Raw genomic sequence first — 19,626 nt, forward strand, 5'->3', positions numbered from 1 at the left:
GGGCTTGTGGGGCTTGTGGGGCTTGTGGGGCTTGTGGGGCTTGTGGGGCTTGTGGGGCTTGTGGGGCTTGTGGGGCTTGTGGGGCTTGTGGGGCTTGTGGGGCTTGTGGGGCTTGTGGGGCTTGTGGGGCTTGTGGCATTAGTGACTCTGGAAAAGTTTAAATGCCTCTAATGTTCTTGCTGAGTCTACCACATGTAGATACACAAAAAAGCACTCCCAGCCAGAAGTCGAAATATCGGCGATGGTTGGTGATCCAACCAACAAAAAAAGGCCCACCCTCCACGGCTCTGCTTCATTAGAAGCCAAGCGGTGGAACGTATGCCTAACGTATGCTTAATCTATGCCTACGTTTCGAATATTCGTTCAACTATGCAAAATCTGGACGAATCTCGCGAATGCAATCCGGCGACTCGAACAGATCATCATGTACAGCGTTGGTCACAGGGTAAGCTCGCATGAGATAGGAGTCCATAGCCTCCAGATGCTTGCGCAGCCCGCTAAACTCCGTAATTTGCGGGTTCAGCCAGTCCTCGATGCCATCCTCGTCCAAAATAACCGGCACCCGCGGCTGCCATACCGACATTGCGCCCGTCGCGGCCGCGGTTACCATTGTGAAGGCGCGAACCTCCTTGCCGCTCACGTTTTTCCAGCAATCATAAATACCAGCGATCCCGAACAGCTGCTGGCTCGGAACGACAATGTGCATGGCCCGCGGGTCACGCTCTTTCCCAAATTGCTTTTGCCCGAAGAAACCGCTGCACGGAAGCACACAGCGCTGCCTGCGCAGCATCCTTTGCAGGAAAGGCTTCTCGGATAGTGTCGTGTGATCGGCGTTAACCGCATCCCTCGCCCAGAATGGGAACAAGCCCCATCTCGACTCCTGCATCGTCCGCTGATCGAAACGATCGTTCATCACAATCGACACCGTCTGTGTCGGTGCCACATTAAACCGGTTTGTATGACCGCGAATAACCTTCCCTACCTGAAACATATCTACAATATCGCCTAATTCTGCCGTTAACGAAAACCGTTCAATCATCGCGATCACCCTTTTCACGTTGTTGAATCCAGTTTTTGTTAAAGGCATAAAAATTATGCAGAATTTTTCTTTATTCGATCCAGTCCATTTGCCGTTTGTACAGTATCACGATATTCACATCGTGAAACGTTTACGGAATTTCAGCGGCGGCATCCCCGTATGGGCTGCAAATAACCTTGAAAAATGCGGGGTTTGCCGAAAACCGGTTTCTTCCGCTACACGAGCAATGGTCCAATCCGTTTTAATAAGAAGCAGCTTCGCCTGATCCAGCCTATAATAAAGCAAATATTGCTGCGGCGTGCAATCGAAGACCTCTGTCATGCAGCGCGTTATGTAGTTGGTATGAAGTTGAAGCACATCACTGAGCATCGTGTTGCTGATCGGACTGCGGTAATTCAGCTTCAAATAGGCTGCTGCCCGTTCCGCAACCGATACCGCTGCCTTTGCCGCATCTGATCGCCAGCCTTCATCAAGCATCTGAAGCAAATGCAGAAAGCGTTGCTGACGTTCCCAGAAAGCACCGTGCGACGAGCTTTTGGCGGCTTCGTGCAGCTGCGAGAAGATGAGCTTCGCTTCATCGGGATAGGTCAGCTTCATTTTTTTGGGAAGACGTATTGCGTATGTATAATAATCTCCTCTAAGCGATCCGCTCTGGCTACCCTCCGTCTCCTCCCAAGCACCTACCGTCTGGAAGTGAATCCAGTCAAACACCGTGTCCTCCTCGCAAGGACGGGTGGAGTAATGCCAGCGATCCGGCCGGAGAATAAGCACATCGCCAGGACCTAGCGTCCAGCGGTGATTATCTTCGGCGACATGAAGCGCTCCTTTATTGACGAATAACAAATCAAATACGCCCAGATTCGTCCGGTTCGGATGCTCCTCCCCCGCACGGTAGGTCAAGCGGTTCGATTCTATGAAAAACGGCAATGGCGGTGAGCGAAAGGTTAGTAATAGTTCCTCTGACAATCTAATCTCTCCTTCTAGCGTTTTGCATCGCAAAACTTGCTTCATACGTATAATTATAAGGCTCTTCCTAGCGAAGCTAGCAGCTATACGATGCGCATTCCGAAATATACGCGCCAAAGCTTGCCCAAGCAGCTGTTTTTGCTCAAAAAATTAGATTCATCCTCTTTTTCATGTGCAAATATGCAAAAATGACTACTGCTCATGTTACTTGAAAACCATTTCATTTGTCTACAACTGTCTACAACAAAACAGAGCCCCTCTCATTCCGGTTTAGAAGAATGTGAGGGACTCGCACAAAATCTATTCTATTAGAAGAAAGGCTACATGACGAGTTGAACAGGAAAAGTGGGATTGACCTTAAATACATCCGCCTCAGGCAGCAAGCTTTTGATTAAATACATATAATCGTAAGAGCGCTCAAGCGAAGCTTCATCAGGAACAAACACCATATTTTTTCCGTTTAGCAGCGATAGGACCTCAATGCGGGAAGGGAGCTTCTCAAACGCACTCATGCAAAATACCGACGTCATATGGAACAGCAAACTCAGGGCGTCCGAATCCACATCCACTGCGAGCTTCTGTACGATGTAATCGTCAGCAGCCCCGTCCTCATCTCTTGAAATCAAATGGAAAATTTGTGATATTTCCAGATCAAGCTCTTCTACATAAGTAGACAGCTGTTCAAAAAAGACAATCGGCATCGCCGGGCATGAGCCATTTAGCAGAAAAACCTTAAGCTGATCTTTAATCTGCTGCTTCATTTGCAAATAATGCTCATCCGAATGAAATTTATAATTGCGGTTCGTCCACCAATGCTCGACCGAGGCTTCGATCGCTTCCGGCGATCGCGCTGCTTCAGGAAGCCCGTAGAAATCATTTATGCTATGGCTGGCAGCGAATTGGACCATTTGGCGCCAATTCACGTCGCCTTCCCGCTTGCGTCCCGCTTTTCGCTTGGCGAAACGTTCAGGGCAGCGCAGCAGCTCTTCAAGCTTGTAATCTTCAATTCGTAGCACCGCTGGTATTTGCTCCATCACAACGTCCGCCTTTCTCGCTCAAATTAACCAGCTACCGCAACGAGCCCCGCAATTTGGCGCCCTAGGCTTCTGCCTTGTTCCTTCTCCGCTTCCGAAGGATTGTATTCAAATTTAATGCATTCAGCTGAAATTTCTGCTCCAAGCTCCTTTAGTTTCGCTTCGATAATGTCAACCGCCGCGCAATAGATCGGATACGACGTATCTCCTGATCCGAATACCGCAGCCTTCTTGCCGCTTAGATCAAGCGAGTCCATCGCTTCATAGAAGTCAATAAATTCATCCGGCAACTCGCCGTCTCCCCATGTATATGCACCAATAATAATGCCCTCGTAATCGTTCAGCTCTTCTGCGCTTGCATCGAAGGCCTCCTTCGAGACTACCTCCGCGCCCGCTTCCTTTGCTCCCTCTACGATAGCCTCGGCCATTTCTTCCGTGTTTCCTGTCATGCTTGCATATACTACAAGTACTTTCGGCACCTGTTATTCCTCCGCTTCCTGACTCTTATTTATTAAATGCTTACCGTTTGAATGCCTTGAAATAACGTAGCCATATATAAATTTCCATTTTGCATATCAATATCCGTTACCGGGCAGCCCAGTTTAACGGATAGAAGCGTAACCTGATTGCAAAGGTAAGCGAGCTGGAACAACCCCCGGTCTGTGCACACATAGACGTCATTGCCTTTCGTAAGCACGGAAAAAATAAACGGCTTACCGAAGCGAATCCGGTCAAATCTGCCTTTCTTGTCGCCGATCAGCAGCTCGCCATGCTCGCTCGTTCCGATCAAATGGCCTCTAAATACAGCCAAGCTGGTGACGCTAGTTTCCAGCTCAAAATGTGCCCAATCATCCATAAAGCGGTCATATAATGAAATGCCGCTCTCATGCGCGATAATCAAATATTGTGGAAGATTGATAAAATCATATACCCGCTTTTCGCTGCAGGCGATTTGCTCCCATTTGGAGCTTGCCTTTGACCACAGCCCATATTCCGTTGCGGCGTAGCTGCTTCCGCCGATTTTGCGATATTGGTAGCAGGGAATCGACAGTCCATCGTTCTCCCAAGCGTTTTCATTCCATTCATATAGACCATTGCTCGTGCAGGCATGCAGCAAATCATGCTGCAGCTGCAGTCGATTGACATTGGTTTGATCCTCGATTCCTTGACCAAGCTTCTCCCAACTGCCTTCCGCATCGATATGATAAATACCGTGGCCGACTGAAGCCGCGAACAAGCCATCCGGACCCGCCTTCACCGATGAGAACGGAAAGAGCAGCCAATTCCAAGGCTTACTTGTTTCAGTCTGCATAGTCTTCACTCCTTCTGAAAAAGTTGCTTTAGCGCTGTTGCCCTATCTCATTGCTACCGTACCTCGGCAGCTCTATCTCTATGGTTAGCTTCTGGCGTATATTTCTCTCTATGCTTTGTTTCCTATTGCTTTGCTGCTGCAATAAGAAAGCAGATTGGCGTTTTTTTAGAACCATTTCATAAAGCAAGCCCACTAGCTATGCCTCCGCTCTATATGCCTATGTACGCATCATTATTGATAATGATTATCACTTTCGTAATTATGATAACCATTCTCAACATTTATGTCAATTAGTTTCTTTATTGCTTGGTTGTTCTACTGGACACGTCTCCCTACCTAAGCCAAACCAATGAACATGTAGAATAAAATCTTAATATCGAGCTAGCAGGCTGAATGCTCCCCAACAAACGTACAAATCCGCAAATATAGTTGAAGGTCTACGACCCTATAAGATATATACCCAATCAATAGATAGAGTACAAACGTAGAATAAGGCAAATACCAAGGAGGTGCTTTCGCTGAGTTATTCAGATGGTCACAAGAAACGTTGTGTTAGAAAACCGAGTTCAGGCTGCAGTCCAAAAAGAAAGAAGCATGGAGATAAAGTACTTGTAGTGAAAAAGAAACTCGTCATTAATACTCCACGAGGAGAAAATGGACGCAGAGGTCCGCAGGGCCCTCAAGGGCCTCAAGGTCCGCAAGGAATTCAAGGAGTCGCTGGTCCTGCTGGCGCAGCAGGTGCTGCTGGAGCTACAGGCGCTGCAGGTTCTACCGGAGCTACGGGATCTATCGGAGCCACTGGAATTGGCACGACTGGCGCTACAGGCGCTACAGGTGCAGTGGGACCTACTGGTCCAGGAGCAGGCGCTACGGGTGCAACTGGCGCTACAGGCGATCCTGGTGTTGCTGGAGCGACTGGAGCCACTGGTGATCCCGGAGCTACGGGGGCAACTGGCGTTGGCGTAACAGGTGCGACTGGCGTTACTGGCGTTACTGGCGCTACCGGGGCTACTGGTGCTACGGGTGCCACTGGCGTTACCGGCGCTACCGGTGCTACTGGTGCTACTGGTGCTACGGGTGCCACTGGCGTTACCGGCGCTGGCGCTACGGGCGCTACTGGGGTTACGGGTGCTACGGGCGCTGGAGCCATCATTCCGTTTGCTTCCGGTCTGCCTGTCGCTCTGACTACGATCGTAGGTGGTTTGGTCGGAACATCCAGCCTGGTTGGTTTTGGTTCTTCTGCTGAAGGCGTCAGCATTCTTGGTGGTATTATCGATCTCACAGGCGCTGCGGGAACTCTTCTGAACTTTGCGTTCTCCGTGCCTCGTGACGGAACCATTACTTCTCTAGCTGCATATTTCAGTACGACTCTTGCACTCTCGCTTATAGGTACAACGATGACAATTACGGCTCAATTGTACAGCTCCCCAACTCCGAACAACTCGTTTACAGCAGTGCCTGGGGCTTTAGTGACATTAGCGCCTCCACTCACTGGTATATTAGCTCTTGGAACCATCAGCAGCGGAATTACGACTGGCTTGACCATTCCCGTTACTGCCGGAACTCGTCTGCTGCTCGTCTTCTCTGCAACAGCAGCCGGAATTACCTTGATCAACGCAGTCGCTGGCTACGCTAGCGCAGGCTTAACCATCGATTAGTTTCCAGAACCCGCAATAAAAAACGACAGTTCCTGGCCTATGCCCGGAACTGTCGTTTTTTCATTCTATTTCGTTAATGCCTTTAAAGCTGAAGCTTTATCTGCAGCTTAAACCTGATTTTAATTTGATCCAGCAGAAATTGGACATCCGTTACGGTTACCACATCGCTAGCCGGCAAATCCAGCGGCACAATAATGGTATCCAGCATGCTGACTGGCAGCTTTAGTTTTTTGAGAGACAGGGCCTGCGGCCTTAGCACAATGTTTGGAGACTGCCATTCCAATGAGTACACGGCATCTAACCCAGCATGAATTCGATCTTTATAAGTCACATTCAGACGAGCAATTAGCTTGTCCTCTTCAAGCTCAAAACGTGCGCCATCAATCCGAATATTTTTATCAAGCCCCATAGCAGCATCGCCGGAGGCACTGTCTACATAATCGTCATTCATATGCATTTTAATCAAATGGTTAATATCCGCTTCTGTGAGGATCAGCTCCGGCTTTAAGCTTTTGATCATATTCAGCGCCTTGTCCTTCACATCAATGGCTTCGTAGCTCATATCCAACTGCTCCTCTGGTGCGACATAGGACAACAGCCACCAGCTTGCGCCGCCAAGCAATAACACGAAAACAATGATCGTCGTTAGCAAGCGTTTGAAAAATTTCCCCATGCTTCTCCTCCTCCCCCATTCATCGTATCCAAATTTCTGATGCGTCAATTCGGCATGATAGTGCTATAATGGATCAAATAATCTATGCTGCCGCTTAAGATAGACTGAGAGGATGGTTACCGTGAATACGAACAACGCACCGTTACACCGCATCGGGCTTGAAGAGATTGTCCAGGCTCAAATGCATTTAAAGGATGTCATTACACGGACGCCGCTCCAGCATAACCGTGTGTTATCCGAACGTTACAATTGCAATGTGCTGCTAAAGCGAGAGGACTTGCAGATCGTCCGCTCGTTCAAAATACGAGGAGCCTATCATCTGATGCGCTCACTGTCGCCCGAGACACTAGCCAAAGGCGTAGTCTGTGCCAGTGCAGGCAACCACGCGCAAGGCGTAGCCTACTCCTGCCAGACGCTCGGCATTCCAGGCAAAATCTATATGCCAAGCACGACTCCGCGCCAAAAGGTATCCCAAGTCAGCTTCTTTGGCGGATCCCAGGTGGAGGTCATCCTCACCGGAGACACATTCGATGATGCCTATGCCGAGGCCGTAGCCGAAAGCAATCGCAGCGGCATGGCTTTCATTCACCCTTTCGATGATCCGAAAATCATTGCAGGCAACGGTACCATTGCCCAAGAATTTATGGAAGCATCCGATGCCGTACCTGACTTTGTCTTCGTAACCGTTGGCGGAGGCGGGCTAGCTGCAGGCGTGTCCTCCTATGTCAAGATCGTCTCTCCCTCGACACAGGTCATCGGCGTAGAGCCGGAAGGCGCACAGTCGCTTAGAGCTTCACTTGATGCGGGCAAGGTCACCCCGCTGGATCAAATCGATAAATTCGTAGACGGCGCAGCCGTCAAACGAATTGGAGATCTGACCTTTGAGCTTTGCAGAGACCAGCTAGACGATGTCATTGCCGTACCCGAAGGAAAAGTATGTACCACTATGCTGGACTTATACAATGAGAATGCGATTGTAGCAGAGCCGGCAGGAGCTTTGTCCATTGCGGCGCTTGAAGCCTATCGGGAGCAAATTCAAGGCAAAACGGTCATTTGCGTCGTGAGCGGCGGCAATAATGATGTCGACCGGATGCAGGAGATCAAAGAGCGCTCCCTGATCTATGAAGGCTATAAGCATTACTTTATGGTAAGCTTTCCGCAGCGCGCCGGAGCGCTCCGGGAATTTTTGGATCAGGTGCTTGGGCCAAACGATGATATTACACGCTTCGAGTACACCAAAAAATCCAATAAGGATAATGGTCCCGCACTAGTCGGTATTGAACTTAAGTATAAAGAGGATTACAACCCTTTAGTTGATCGTATGAATAAGAAAGGCTTTCAATTTCTTGAGCTGAACAAAGACCCTGTCCTATTTAATCTACTGATCTGATTATTCCTTAGAACCCAGTTCGCCCCGCTTCCAGCAATGGAAACGGGGCGATTTGTTTTTTACCAGGCGTACGCGCGAGGTGCTTCCCCGCCAGGACCAGGGAATATTTCATCGATGCGCTTAAGCGCAGACTCATCCAGCGTGATTTCCACCGCGCGCAGGGAGCGCTCGAACTGATCGAGTGTGCGCACGCCAATAATCGGAGCCGTAACGGCCGGATTGGCTAGCAGCCACGCGAGAGACACCAAATCCTCCGGCTCGCCAAGCTCATCACAAAATGCCGCATAGGCTTCAAGCTTGTCTCTGTGCTGCTCCAGACGTTTCGAATCACCGCTGCGGCGTCCGCCATCCTTGCGGCGATGATTGCCTGCAAGCAAGCCTCCGTCAAGCGGGCTCCAAGGGATAACACCAAGCCCTAAGGCTTCTGAAGCCGGCAATACCTCCAGCTCAGGCAGACGGCAAAGGAGATTGTATTTGTGCTGCTCGGACACAAGGCCGATCGAGCCTCTTGCCTTCGCTTCCCCCTGTGCCACCGCAATGTCCCAGCCGGCAAAGTTACTTGAGCCTATGTAGCCAATCTTGCCTTGGGATGCTGCTGTTTCGAATGCGCCCCATAGCTCGTTCCAGTTCACGCTGCGGTCCACGTGATGCATTTGATAAAGCTCGATATGGTCCGTTTGCAGACGTTTAAGCGAGCCTTCCAGATGTCTGCGAATCTTATAGGCTGACAGGCCTGCCTCGCGGTTCGGTCCGTCATGTGCATCACTCATATCGCCGTAAACTTTCGTAGCCAACACGGTGCGCTCGCGACGCCCATCACCCTGCTTAAACCATTTTCCGATAATTTCTTCCGTACGGCCTGCGTTCTCACCCCAACCGTATATATTCGCGGTATCAATAAAATTAATGCCGGCATCAAGTGCAGCGTCTAGTATGCGAAAGGATTCCTTCTCGTCGGTGTCTACGCCAAAATTCATTGTACCCAAGCACAAACGACTTACTCTTAAACCCGATCTACCTAACTTCGTATATTGCATGTTCATCATCGCTCCTTCAATTTTTGAAATAGGATGGATTACTTAACCATTATACAAAAATTACACAAAGTAACCAAACTGCGTTCATCATCGCAAAACAATTATTCGCTACACTAACGGCAGGAGGTGTGTGTATGATTCATGATGATAACCATTTTCAGCCAAAACTGCTTATTTTGTACGCGTCATACGGAGAAGGGCACCTGCAAGCCGCCCGCGCCATCAAAGGTGCATGGGAGGAGCTTGGCAATCATCGCATCGTCATGGTTGATCTGATGGCCGAATCGCATCCTTGGCTGAATGAGATGACCCGTCGTTTTTACCTGAAGAGCTATACGCATATGCCCTCACTCTACGGCTGGATGTATGATTTCACTAGGTTGATGAAGCATGACTCTTGGTTTGGCGGCTTACTTCACTCCTTTGGAAAAGACAAAATCAGACGTATCCTGACGATTGAGCAACCCGATATCATCATGCATACTTTCCCATGCTTCGCACTTGGGGAGCCCAGGCAGCGAAAGAACCCTTATCCTCCCTCCTATGCCGTCATTACCGATTTCGATCTTCATCGCCGCTGGGTCCATCCAAGCATTGACCGGTATTATGTAGCTACTGAGGACTTGAAGAAGGAGCTGACCCTCCTTGGCATTCCGGGTGCTGCGATTCAAGTCAGCGGAATTCCTCTCAAGCGGGGTTTTGTCGCGACAGAGGCATCTTATCCGTTATATGACCTCTACAAGCTACGCCCTGACTGTCCAATCGTCCTCATTATGACAGGGGCGCAGGGGGTTATGCCTGATGTATCAATCATTTGCAGCTCCCTTCTTCAAGATGACAGCGTCCAAATTGCGCTCGTATGCGGCCGAAATCTTCCTATGAAAGAGGCTATCCAGCACCAATTTCAAAATCATCCCGAATTTTCGCGTCTGCATGTGTATGGTTATGTGGAGTCCATTCATGAACTGATGGCACTATCTGACTGCTTGGTCACCAAGCCTGGCGGGGTTACGCTCTCCGAAGGAATAGCAGCAGGACTGCCCATTTTCATCTATAAGCCTGTTCCAGGCCAAGAAAAACAAAATGCACTGTATCTCGCATCAAAAGGGGCGGCCGTACTGTCCCAAGACCCAAGCGAGCTGGCAGAAAAAATTTTGAAACTTGTACACGATCCGCTTCGTCTTACTGTTAGCAGACTCGCCATGAAGCAGTTACAGGTCTCGCAATCAGCCGCAGAGAGCATTGTTTTGGATATGCTATCCAATTTGCGTATAATGGAGAATACAGCGACGCTATAAGGGAGAAGGTCTTATCTGTGCGTACAAATCAGAGCGTTTGGTTTGGAGCGGAGATGCTACTCATCTCCGTTATTTTGTTCGTTGTGGAGTTCGTACGAGGAGCGGTGCTCGTCAGCTTGCTGCCGATCTATGGCGCCAAGACCCTTGGTCTTGCTCCCGATGTTATAGGAGCCGCTATTTCAGCCCATTACTTAACCGACACATTGCTCAAAATGGCGATTGGCTATTTATTAGACCGCTTCTCGGTACGTATCGTCGTGCAAGCCGGACTGGTGATTTCGCTAGCTGGCGTGTATTTACTGCAATTTGCGGAGCTGCCTTGGGTGTTTATTAGCGCAGCTGCATTATATGGTATAGGCATGTCTCCGATTTGGATTGTCTGCTTGACTAAAGTAACCGAAGAGAAGCGCGCCACCCAGATGGGGTTCCTCTACACGATCTGGATGGTTGGCCTTGGAAGCGGCCCGATTGTTTGTACTATTTTGCTCGATTACAACGTATCGTTTACGTACAAGCTTCTTGTCAGCATGTCCGCAGCCGCATGCCTGCTCACGCTCTTTATGAGCAAAGAAAGGGCAATTACGCCAAATCGAATTCCTCTGCCCATGCAGCTGACGATCTTAAAGGAACGGCTTAGCCGCATGAAGTTGCTGCTTCCCGGCATGATTTTGCAAACGACAGGAGCCAGCATGCTCGTTCCGATCCTGCCGGGCTTCGCACAGCAAGAGCTTGGCTTGTCAGGAACACAATACTCCATTCTCCTTACGGCTGGGGGAGTCTGTGCGGCTGCCGGGCTCATCCCGATGGGGCGGCTCTCAGATAGACTCAGAGGAAAAAAATGGTTTTTAGTCGTAGGATTTACGTTATTTGCACTCGGCCTGTACATGCTGGCCTCTGGTCTGACGTTCTGGTATTGTTTACTTATAGCGGTAGCCCTCGGCTTGTCATATTCGGCTATACTGCCTGCGTGGAATGCGCTGCTCGCCACTTATGTCCCTCCGAAGCAAGAGGGGCTGGGCTGGGGAATTTTATCCACCTTAGAAGGCATCGGGGTTATGATTGGGCCCGTTGCAGGCGGCCTTATTGCGGCTTGGAGAGGCGAAGCAGTTGTCTTCTGGGTTAGTGCTGTTCTCTTCGGACTGATCGGACTGTTTTATTTTTGGCTCCCGAACCGGGTGTTCCAAGCAAATGAAAAAGCTACAAACAAGTAGAACGGGGTTAAAGCGATGGACGATTGGCGTAATTGGCTGGAATACATAAAACATTTGGACCTGGATTCGATACAGTGGACGCTGGAGAGCTACTCCCAGTGGGGACCTTTCCCGGGCATCCTCCTTCCGATGATTGAATCCTTTCTGCCCTTCCTCCCGTTAATTCTAATCATTGCGGCTAATGCCAATATTTACGGGCTTGGGTTTGGGTTTCTCTTCTCCTGGATTGGCGTTACGGCAGGGGCCGTATCCGTTTTTTGGATAAGCCGCACGCTAGGACGCAATGTGAAAGGCCGGCTGGAGCGACGGTTTCCGAAGTCGGAGCGATTTTTTAACTGGGTGGAGAAAAGAGGCTTTACACCCCTGTTCCTGCTCGCTTGCTTCCCATTCACGCCTTCCATTGTCATCACCGTCGTCTCGGGCCTAAGCAAGGTTCCTTTTCCTACGTTTTTGCTGGCTACCTTGCTCGGAAAAGCGGTCATGATTTTTTGCATCTCATTAATCAGCTTCGATATTGGCAACCTGGTCAATGAGCCTTGGCGGATCTTTGTCTCGGTTACTGCGGTACTGGTCATGTGGTTCGGGGGCAAGCGCCTTGAATCCCGTTATCAGGTGAATGGCTAGAGGAGGCATTTTTATGGCTGCCTTCCTCCTATACGCTAGTGTGGCGGCGCATTCTGCGCCGCTTTTTCTTTCCTGAACTCATACATTTCTTCCTTTTGTGGCACACTACCTGAGGATCTTCTTGCGAAGAACGTTAAAACCATAGGAGGGTGACCGCATGTCAGGCAAACAGCCATCCGATCAACAGAAAGCCGCCAGCAAGGCGCAATCGAGAGCAGACCGCAATCTAGCCAGCAAGGAATCAGCGAGCGAGCTGCAATCAGATGCAGACCGCGCAGCCGTGCCCAAGCACGGATTATAAGCATAGGAAGGTTGGGTGAGCGTAAATGAGCAATTCATCTAATCATCATGAGATGAATCCCATGTCAGGGGAGCCGGTCGAGGTAAAGGGCACCTACCGCAATGAATGGGGACGCGAGGAGCAATTGGAGCGTGGCGATGTCTTTCCAGCGGATCCGATGCTCGGAACAACGGAATGGCAGTTGGTCGAGCTTTTTTTCAACAATCACCATCAGGGACATACCGATCCAAGACTTGTTCCGCATGATGATGATAACGACCCGGAAGCCCATATGCAGCATCCCCGCCGTCATGAGGGCAGCAACAAAAACGATGACGACCAATAAACGGCAGCTTGCCAGGCAGGTTTAAAAAACAGCAGGCGCAGCGGATAATCCTATCGCTGCGCCTGCTGTTTTTTTCAGATGCTTTTGCTTTTTTACATCAAGCCCGCTTCTTCTTTTCTTCTTCCGGTTCTTCTTCGCCCCGTTTGGCATTTTCCTCGCGCTGCTGAACCTGGTCGAGCAGCTTCTCCAACCGACGCAAATGATAAGCATATTCGAACAATCCCGATGCGACAAACACCAGCCGCTTATGCTCATCCGGATCATCCAATATGTATTCGGTCAACTCTTTCACAAAGCGCGCCTCCCGCTCCTCTTCTGGCTCGATCAACGCATTCGGCTTCATTTTATCCTCCGCCTTCAGCAAAATTTGCTCATGGTACTTGGATAAATCCTCAATTTGCCGATCGAAACGAAGCGCCCACTCTCCGGCGCTGGGCGAGGCAAAATAATGCTCCTCCACCACATCGAGAAGATCAGCCCCTTTTTGCAGCGTCTTGATCATTTGCTTAGAGACCAGCAGTTGCCTGGCATGGCTCGTCTTTGTCCGGGCAAGCACCTTGCGCTCCTCCTCGAAGACGGCATAACGATCCTCCAGCTTGCGCAGTGTACCATGCAGCTTATCCTTCTCCTGGCGGAAAATCTGCTCCTTCATTTCATTGGAGACAGCGGTCCGCAGCAACAGCGAGAGCTGGGTATACGCCTGGTGCACTTGTTCGGTGAACTGGCGCCTTGGGCGCGGCGGGAAGACGAGCACGTTCACGGCAAAGGAAGAGCCGATTCCCGTAAGCACCATCAACAGCCGCTCAATGGCGACATCCCAGCCTTGGCCGTTCGCTTCCATGATCGCGACGACGGTTACGAGCGTCAGGCTGATGGTCGTCTCCATTTTCAGACGTATGCTGATTAGAATAACCAGAATACAAACGAGCCCTACGGCAATTGGCGTATGTCCGAACAGCCGCACAGCAATAATGGCAAAGATAGCACCCAGTATATTCGTTTGCACCTGGTCCGCCACGCGCTGCCACGAACGGTAAATTGATGGCTGTATCGTAAAAATAGCTGCCACTGCCGCGATGAGCGGCGAGGCAAAGCCGAATAAGCTGCTTAAATAAATCGCAAAGGCTACTGCCATTCCCGTTTTTAACACTCTCGCGCCGATGGTCATGTCGGGTCAGCCTCCGTCACGAGAAGCTCGGCGGCGGCCACTTCTCTCCCGTTCACCCATAAGCTCATGCGGTGAAGACCGCTATAATGCTTGCGCGTCGTCAGGTCGGCGAATCGGTGGGCACGCGTTCCCTTCGCTACCGCTCCCCCGGCATATTCCCGGTCCGACAACAGAAAGCGTTTGATCGCCGTTTTGCCGCTGGACTTCACGAAGTCAATCCCGTATTCGATCCGCAGCTTGGCCGGTTCGCCCTCTCGCAGCTTCACAACATACTGCAGCTCCGCTTCTCCTCCAAGCGGCACCGTGCCAGGCTGAACCTCAAGCTCTGCCACAGCTACGAGTGCACTGCCGCCCTCCGGATCGTCCTCATGCTCAGAATAACCAAACAAGGCCATAATTTGCGGGTGGGCTTGCTTGATCAAGGTTCGGCAGCCGTGACGAATGATCCAGTCCGTGTGAGCGTCCTTGCCATGCCAAGCCCTTGCAAGCTGAATCACCAGCTCCGGATGATCCTTTGCGATATCATTCAGATTGTTCGCCACGCTCTTGCGCACGTAAAGCGAAGGATCTGCCTTCAGCTGCTCGAGAATCGGAATAATCGGCGCGGGATCACGCTTGAACATGGGAAGCGCCTGCGCCCACGGCAGACGGGGCCTAATGCCTTCGCTCGCCAGCCGCCTGACATGCTCATTCGGATGGCTTGTCCAGGCCAGCATATGCGCAGCCATCCGCTCCGGATCGGTTAATATAAATGCCCTTATCGCGAATTCCGAGGTCGAGCGCTCTGTAAAGCGCTCAAGCGCCGCCATAGAAAGCTGCCAGCGCTGAGGCGTCATTCCGAATACCTCAACGAAGTCGGGAAAGAAAATATAAGGCAGCCCTCTGCACTGTTCATCTATTTGATATAAAACTGCCAAAGCGTCTTCATAGGCCTCCGGCAGTTCTGCACCGAGTGCTATCGTAATTTTGCGGGCCCGCGCTTTCAGCTCAAGCTGCTCCCAGCTGTCGTCCCTCACACGTTTCACAAAGGCCGCTTCCTTGAATGGAGGCCACGCCGTTTTGACCAAGCCAGCAAATCGTTCCAAAAATAATCCATCATACATCACCTTAAGCGGTTCAGCCAACGTCAATCCCCTCCTCCAGCTATTATACCGAAAAAACCATTTCAATCACTACCGTTAACCTTCATCTCTTCGCGGATCCCTGATGATGCGCTATTCCTCATTGGTATACCTGTTGACTCATGCAAGAAACATAGGCTTTCGAAAGCAAAAAAACCTGGAGCTGCTCTCGCAAGAGCAGCTCCAGGTTCATGGGTGATATCCCCTACTACACGTAACGCGAAATAATATCCGTCAATTGCTTTGCAATCACTTGCGGTCCAGCTGCCAACTGGTCATTCGTAAAGCGAGTGCGAACGAATGACTCATCCATATTCATGGCCTCTGCAAAAAAGCTGGACAACCCGCGTGCGCGTCGGTCAATTTGCAGCACCAGCTCAAGCTCGTGGTCCGATGGGTAAAACATTACTTCCAGCTCGTCAAGCTGCGAGCGAAACTGAGTCGTGGGCACGAATTCGAGCTCTTGGATAAACGGCATTTTGCCGCCTAGCCGTGAGGAATATTCACATTCCGCCTTGCGCAAGCGGAACCCGATCACTCCAAGCGCCTCCAATACCGTATTCATCGCAGCAGTCGGAATAACGTCAATCCGGTCATTGTCCCCGGGGTCGATTCCACCCCGAACGTCAAGCTCCGTCTTCACCCATACGGGCGCACGCCCGATCGTCAGCGGCGTTTGATGCGGCAGCCGGAAGGAAAACGGCACCTCGCGGCTCTCTCCTGACTGAAGTGTGAACGGCACGCTGACCTGGTAACGTCCAACCTCGCCATGCTGTTTGATTTTATTATCGTTGCTTTCTCTTATATATTCTGTCATGACCGATAGCTGAATGGTTTCAATCCTTTGCTCCACACTGCCGCCCTGAATTTTCACAACTCCCCTAACCTCTTCGCCAGGTGAATACCGCGCCTTCTCCAGCAGCGTATCAATCTTGGCGGAGCCGATCCCGATACTGGCCAAAAACCGATTGAACATCAACATGACCTCCACTCCAATGATCTTGAATCCTTATAGCATAAGCATATTACGAGGCCTGCTGCCTTAGGTTTCAATTTCAATTTTTTGTTTTTCTGGAGTGAGCTCTACCTCCTGTTTGTGATAGGGAAGCTTGATTATAAAGGTAGTTCCTACCTCAACTTCACTCTGCGCCATAATTTGGCCATGGTGATTATCAACAATTTTATACGTAACCATCAAGCCAAGGCCAGTCCCTTTATCCTTGGTCGTATAGAAAGGCTGGCCAATCTTCGCCAGCTGCTCCTTCGCAATGCCCGAGCCTTCGTCCTTGATCCTTACGATTACGCTCTCTTCCTCTTCCAGAGACATCGTAATGCTGACCACACCTCCACCCTGCATCGCTTCAATCGCGTTTTTGAGCACATTGATAAATACCTGCTTCAGTTGATTCTCTACGCCAAATACCCAAAGCGGACGGTCATCTGCATGGTATTCAATCATTACATTATGCAAAATAGCCTGGGTCTCCAGAAGGTTGACCGTATCCTCCATGATTTGACGTGAATCCTTATGCACGCATTCGTATACCTGCGGCTTGGACAGCATTAGTAATTCACTGACGATTGATTCAATCCGCTCCAGCTCTGATTTCATAATGTCATAGAAGTTGCTGCCATTCCCCCTGCCAGAAGCGATCAATTGCAAAAAGCCTTTTAGCGAGGTGAGCGGATTGCGGATCTCATGAGCAATGCCAGCGGCTAATTGACCGGCTACGTAAAGCTTCTCAGAGTTGATGAGCAGCTCCTCGTTTTTCTTGCGTTCAGAAATATCGCGAATGATGACCTGTACAATCTGTTTTCCGGAGAACGAGGAGCTGGCCCTCACTATTTCCGTATGCAGCGGCCTGCCTTGCACGGACATCCATTGCAGCTCGATCGGCTTCGCCGAAACAGACTCGCCGGTCTGCCCTTCTCCAAGCCAAGCTGCCATTTCGCGATGATATTTCTTGTCCAGAAGCGCATAAAGGTTCGTTCCAATAATTTCTTTCTCCGATTGTACTTCAAACATGCGCTGGCCTGCCCTATTCATAAACTCCCAATGGCCATCGTTGATCAACGCAATCGTGTCCATGGAATTCTCGACAAGCAGCTTGTACCGCTCATCCATTTGATTATATTTGCTGGCAGCAAGCCAGGTCGTCAGACTAAAGCTCAAAATAATCAAAGTCGACAAACCTAGTAAAAAGCCAAGCATCAGCAAATACTCATTCAGCAAATCCGTTGATAATATATCCATATAATCAACCTGCAGCGCATGAAGTCCAATTTGATGCATGACCATGTTAGATAGGCCAAGCGACAAACAGCTTTTAAACTTATAATTGGGCGACTTTCCCTCCAGCCAGTAGAAAGCCAAATACGCGCCTGCGAAGCTCACTCCATAAGATAGCCAGAAGAGCAGCCAGTTCATTTTTAATAGAATAACCGTTTCCGAAAGCATGGACATGTACTGCAGCATCGTAGCACCAAGTGCCATTAATAATGCGCTGAACAAGAAGCGTCCTCGCCTAAGCTCTCGGTTCTTCAGCACAACCAATGCGGCGTAGACCGTGATTGCGCACACTACTAAAATGACCAACATACTCCAATTCATGACCAAACGATAATTGGAGGCAAGCAGCGAGACGACGTGCATCGTCCATAAGCCTAATCCAAAAACAGATGCTCCGCCAATCACCCAGTTAAAACCATATGCCCTTTGTTTTGGCTGCAGCTGTTCAATCATATTGAGCATCGTATACGAACTAAAACACATAATAATAATCGACAGAATGAGATAGTAGGGATTTCCGCTAATGATGGGATGGGTCATAAGACTCCTTAAATATCCATAAATTTACTTCCAGATAGTAAAATTCGACAATTATCAAAAAAATCCTCTCCTATCATTCGAAATTTTGCTGCTTTTTGTCAGAAACACGGAAGGTATTTCTCTTCTCTTCAACTTCGGCTATTATGATAGAATGGCAATTGTTAATAGGAGGAGAACCAATGAAGATCATCAAAGAATTTAAAGAGTTTGCTATGAAGGGCAATGTCATTGACCTCGCGGTCGGGGTTATCATTGGGGGAGCGTTCGGTAAAATCGTCACGTCGCTCGTTAATGACATTATTATGCCTCCGATTGGGAGCATTTTGGGGAAAGTCGACTTTAAGGATTTAAAACTTTACCTAGTAGACACAAGCATAATGGACGATAAACAACTAGCAGCGGCCCCAGCCATCGCCTACGGCCAATTTATTAATGTCATGCTGGATTTCGTAATTGTGGCATTCTGTATTTTCTTGCTCGTCAAAGTAATTAATATTCTTCGCCGCAACGAGAAGAAAGAAACTGCTCCTGTAGAAGCAACTGAGAAGGATTGCCCGTACTGCTTGTCCAAGGTACCGATCAAGGCTTCGCGCTGCAAGCACTGCACGTCCCAGCTAGAGGCAGCCGCGCATGGCTGATGAGCTGTTCGACATCTACGATGAGCAGCTCCGCCCGCTGGGCACCGCAACCCGCGCGGAAACACATGCCAGGGGTTACTGGCATCGCACCTTCCATTGCTGGCTGACGCGGCGAGAAGAGAACCGCAGGTTCGTGCGGTTCCAGTTAAGACAAGCCGGCAAGGATACGAATCCTGGCTGCTTTGACATTACCGCTGCCGGCCATTTGGCCGCGGGGGAAACGATTCGCGAAGCTATGCGCGAGCTTGAAGAAGAGCTTGGGCTTACCGCCTCTTTCGAGCAGCTTATCCCGCTCGCACAGATTCGCGAGGAAGCCAGCGGCGAAGCGAACGGCTCGCTCTTCATCGACCGCGAGGTCAGCGACGTATTTGGCCTCGTAAGCGAGGTCCCTTTGACTTCACTGCGGCTGCAGCCTGAAGAAGTGGCCGGCGTTTACGAGGCTGATCTGGATGAGTTGATCGCGTTGTTCGAGGGCTCGTTGGCCTCGGTGTCGGCGTCTGGCGTCGAGCTGTCCGGACAGGACGGATCGCTGACGCAGGTTCAGCGCTCGGTTCAGGCAAGCCAGTTCGTGCCGCGTGACTTTTCTTATTATACGAGCGTACTTCGGGCGCTGCATGGCTGTACTTGACGCCTGCAGCGTTTTTGCTTGCTTGCGTGCGCACGCCCCATGCACGTTCCCAGTTCGTATACCACTGGTCAATGAGGCCATGAATGTTATAAAACTCAGTATGGCGCGGCGCAAGATCAAAGTCGTTCAGCTCTGGCTGATTGAACAGCCGCGCTCCCATCTCATGGAAGCAGCCATGCAAATTGGTTTCTATAAAGCTGCCCAGTTGGTCCGCAGTCGTGAATGAGCGTGGATTGTTCTGTACACGCTGCTCTGCTCCCGGGTTATAGCAGTTGGATCGTCTAATCCCCTCAGGAATCTGAGGCCAAGGCGCAATCCAGCTACGATCGTAACCCATCGAATCATGCCATCTGTACACCCTATTGATAAAATC

General features: G+C 50.2%; 20 protein-coding genes and 1 pseudogene. 10 read left to right on the plus strand and 11 right to left on the minus strand.

The features are described from left to right. Positions 1-367: 367 nt before the first annotated feature. The 5 genes from E0496_RS13070 to E0496_RS13090 form a co-directional block, all read right to left on the minus strand. Positions 368-1,087, minus strand: coding sequence for an SOS response-associated peptidase (locus tag E0496_RS13070; RefSeq protein ID WP_241674783.1), 720 nt, complete (start codon positions 1,085-1,087; stop codon positions 368-370). 66 nt (positions 1,088-1,153) lie between these two features. Then, positions 1,154-2,005 carry an AraC family transcriptional regulator gene (locus tag E0496_RS13075; RefSeq protein WP_139990727.1) on the minus strand — a complete coding sequence of 284 codons (852 nt, stop codon included), beginning with the start codon at positions 2,003-2,005 and terminating at the stop codon, positions 1,154-1,156. A gap of 320 nt (positions 2,006-2,325) precedes the next feature. Beyond that, positions 2,326-3,039, minus strand: a complete 714-nt coding sequence (locus E0496_RS13080; protein ID WP_141502141.1) for a hypothetical protein — start codon at positions 3,037-3,039, stop codon at positions 2,326-2,328. Positions 3,040-3,065: 26 nt separating this feature from the next. Beyond that, positions 3,066-3,518, minus strand: a complete 453-nt coding sequence (locus tag E0496_RS13085; protein ID WP_141502142.1) for a flavodoxin — start codon at positions 3,516-3,518, stop codon at positions 3,066-3,068. A gap of 32 nt (positions 3,519-3,550) precedes the next feature. After that, positions 3,551-4,351, minus strand: coding sequence for a hypothetical protein (locus E0496_RS13090; RefSeq protein WP_141502143.1), 801 nt, complete (start codon positions 4,349-4,351; stop codon positions 3,551-3,553). A 647-nt stretch (positions 4,352-4,998) separates the two neighbouring features. Here E0496_RS13090 and E0496_RS13095 point away from each other — a divergent pair. Then, a pseudogene (locus tag E0496_RS13095) lies at positions 4,999-6,009 on the plus strand (exosporium glycoprotein BclB-related protein); the annotation flags it as partial. A gap of 82 nt (positions 6,010-6,091) precedes the next feature. Here the strand turns inward: E0496_RS13095 and E0496_RS13100 are convergent. After that, the gene (locus E0496_RS13100; protein ID WP_141502145.1) at positions 6,092-6,682 is read right to left on the minus strand and encodes a hypothetical protein; all 591 of its coding nucleotides are present in this window, start codon (positions 6,680-6,682) and stop codon (positions 6,092-6,094) included. A gap of 112 nt (positions 6,683-6,794) precedes the next feature. On the opposite strand from E0496_RS13100, the gene ilvA reads away from it, so the two are divergent. Continuing rightward, on the plus strand, positions 6,795-8,072 hold the full coding sequence (gene ilvA / locus E0496_RS13105; protein WP_141502146.1) for a threonine ammonia-lyase IlvA: 1,278 nt from the start codon (positions 6,795-6,797) through the stop codon (positions 8,070-8,072). 59 nt (positions 8,073-8,131) lie between these two features. Here ilvA and E0496_RS13110 read toward each other — a convergent pair whose 3' ends face one another. After that, the gene (locus E0496_RS13110) at positions 8,132-9,109 is read right to left on the minus strand and encodes an aldo/keto reductase (RefSeq protein ID WP_141502147.1); all 978 of its coding nucleotides are present in this window, start codon (positions 9,107-9,109) and stop codon (positions 8,132-8,134) included. Between the two features lie 134 nt (positions 9,110-9,243). Between E0496_RS13110 and E0496_RS13115 the strand changes: the two genes are divergently transcribed. The 5 genes from E0496_RS13115 to E0496_RS13130 all read left to right on the plus strand — a co-directional run bounded on the left by E0496_RS13115 (position 9,244) and on the right by E0496_RS13130 (position 12,868). Next, positions 9,244-10,407, plus strand: a complete 1,164-nt coding sequence (locus tag E0496_RS13115; RefSeq protein ID WP_141502148.1) for an MGDG synthase family glycosyltransferase — start codon at positions 9,244-9,246, stop codon at positions 10,405-10,407. A gap of 17 nt (positions 10,408-10,424) precedes the next feature. Next, positions 10,425-11,618, plus strand: a complete 1,194-nt coding sequence (locus tag E0496_RS13120; protein WP_241674784.1) for an MFS transporter — start codon at positions 10,425-10,427, stop codon at positions 11,616-11,618. 15 nt (positions 11,619-11,633) lie between these two features. Further along, positions 11,634-12,242 (plus strand): TVP38/TMEM64 family protein, encoded by a 609-nt coding sequence (locus tag E0496_RS13125; protein WP_141502149.1) that lies wholly within the window; start codon positions 11,634-11,636, stop codon positions 12,240-12,242. Between the two features lie 157 nt (positions 12,243-12,399). Then, entirely contained in the window at positions 12,400-12,543 is a 144-nt protein-coding gene (locus E0496_RS35865; RefSeq protein WP_175598055.1) for a hypothetical protein, read from the plus strand. Between the two features lie 25 nt (positions 12,544-12,568). After that, positions 12,569-12,868 (plus strand): transposase, encoded by a 300-nt coding sequence (locus E0496_RS13130; protein WP_141502150.1) that lies wholly within the window; start codon positions 12,569-12,571, stop codon positions 12,866-12,868. 97 nt (positions 12,869-12,965) lie between these two features. On the opposite strand, the gene E0496_RS13135 is transcribed toward E0496_RS13130, so the two are convergent. From E0496_RS13135 to E0496_RS13150, 4 genes are all read right to left on the minus strand, one after another. Next, positions 12,966-14,036 carry an FUSC family protein gene (locus E0496_RS13135; RefSeq protein WP_141502151.1) on the minus strand — a complete coding sequence of 357 codons (1,071 nt, stop codon included), beginning with the start codon at positions 14,034-14,036 and terminating at the stop codon, positions 12,966-12,968. Beyond that, positions 14,033-15,160 carry a DNA alkylation repair protein gene (locus E0496_RS13140; RefSeq protein ID WP_141502152.1) on the minus strand — a complete coding sequence of 376 codons (1,128 nt, stop codon included), beginning with the start codon at positions 15,158-15,160 and terminating at the stop codon, positions 14,033-14,035. The genes E0496_RS13135 and E0496_RS13140 overlap by 4 nt, the downstream gene beginning before the upstream one ends. Positions 15,161-15,365: 205 nt before the next feature. Beyond that, complete coding sequence (locus E0496_RS13145) at positions 15,366-16,133, minus strand: sporulation protein (RefSeq protein WP_175598056.1); 768 nt, start codon at positions 16,131-16,133, stop codon at positions 15,366-15,368. A 66-nt stretch (positions 16,134-16,199) separates the two neighbouring features. Then, complete coding sequence (locus E0496_RS13150; RefSeq protein ID WP_141502154.1) at positions 16,200-17,987, minus strand: ATP-binding protein; 1,788 nt, start codon at positions 17,985-17,987, stop codon at positions 16,200-16,202. A 179-nt stretch (positions 17,988-18,166) separates the two neighbouring features. Between E0496_RS13150 and mscL the strand changes: the two genes are divergently transcribed. The 3 genes from mscL (at position 18,167) to E0496_RS35580 (ending at position 19,479) form a co-directional block, all read left to right on the plus strand. Next, entirely contained in the window at positions 18,167-18,625 is a 459-nt protein-coding gene (gene mscL, locus E0496_RS13155) for a large-conductance mechanosensitive channel protein MscL (protein ID WP_277755849.1), read from the plus strand. Positions 18,626-18,758: 133 nt separating this feature from the next. Then, positions 18,759-19,253: an NUDIX hydrolase gene (locus E0496_RS13160; protein WP_421923811.1), complete on the plus strand. Its 495-nt coding sequence runs from the start codon at positions 18,759-18,761 to the stop codon at positions 19,251-19,253. A gap of 79 nt (positions 19,254-19,332) precedes the next feature. Continuing rightward, the gene (locus E0496_RS35580; protein ID WP_161601402.1) at positions 19,333-19,479 is read left to right on the plus strand and encodes a hypothetical protein; all 147 of its coding nucleotides are present in this window, start codon (positions 19,333-19,335) and stop codon (positions 19,477-19,479) included. Positions 19,480-19,626 lie beyond the last annotated feature (147 nt).

This window comes from Paenibacillus luteus, assembly GCF_006542765.1.
Lineage (GTDB): Bacteria > Bacillota > Bacilli > Paenibacillales > Paenibacillaceae > Pristimantibacillus > Pristimantibacillus luteus.

Coding starts and splice junctions, on each gene's coding strand:
- E0496_RS13070 (WP_241674783.1), bottom strand. CDS start 1,087: ATGCCTTTAACAAAAACTGGATTCAACAACGTGAAAAGGGTGATCGCG.
- E0496_RS13080 (WP_141502141.1), bottom strand. CDS start 3,039: ATGGAGCAAATACCAGCGGTGCTACGAATTGAAGATTACAAGCTTGAA.
- E0496_RS13090 (WP_141502143.1), bottom strand. CDS start 4,351: ATGCAGACTGAAACAAGTAAGCCTTGGAATTGGCTGCTCTTTCCGTTC.
- E0496_RS13100 (WP_141502145.1), bottom strand. CDS start 6,682: ATGGGGAAATTTTTCAAACGCTTGCTAACGACGATCATTGTTTTCGTG.
- ilvA (WP_141502146.1), top strand. CDS start 6,795: ATGGTTACCGTGAATACGAACAACGCACCGTTACACCGCATCGGGCTT.
- E0496_RS13110 (WP_141502147.1), bottom strand. CDS start 9,109: ATGCAATATACGAAGTTAGGTAGATCGGGTTTAAGAGTAAGTCGTTTG.
- E0496_RS13115 (WP_141502148.1), top strand. CDS start 9,244: ATGATTCATGATGATAACCATTTTCAGCCAAAACTGCTTATTTTGTAC.
- E0496_RS13125 (WP_141502149.1), top strand. CDS start 11,634: ATGGACGATTGGCGTAATTGGCTGGAATACATAAAACATTTGGACCTG.
- E0496_RS35865 (WP_175598055.1), top strand. CDS start 12,400: ATGTCAGGCAAACAGCCATCCGATCAACAGAAAGCCGCCAGCAAGGCG.
- E0496_RS13130 (WP_141502150.1), top strand. CDS start 12,569: ATGAGCAATTCATCTAATCATCATGAGATGAATCCCATGTCAGGGGAG.
- E0496_RS13135 (WP_141502151.1), bottom strand. CDS start 14,036: ATGACCATCGGCGCGAGAGTGTTAAAAACGGGAATGGCAGTAGCCTTT.
- E0496_RS13145 (WP_175598056.1), bottom strand. CDS start 16,133: ATGTTCAATCGGTTTTTGGCCAGTATCGGGATCGGCTCCGCCAAGATT.
- E0496_RS13150 (WP_141502154.1), bottom strand. CDS start 17,987: ATGACCCATCCCATCATTAGCGGAAATCCCTACTATCTCATTCTGTCG.
- mscL (WP_277755849.1), top strand. CDS start 18,167: ATGAAGATCATCAAAGAATTTAAAGAGTTTGCTATGAAGGGCAATGTC.
- E0496_RS35580 (WP_161601402.1), top strand. CDS start 19,333: ATGAATGTTATAAAACTCAGTATGGCGCGGCGCAAGATCAAAGTCGTT.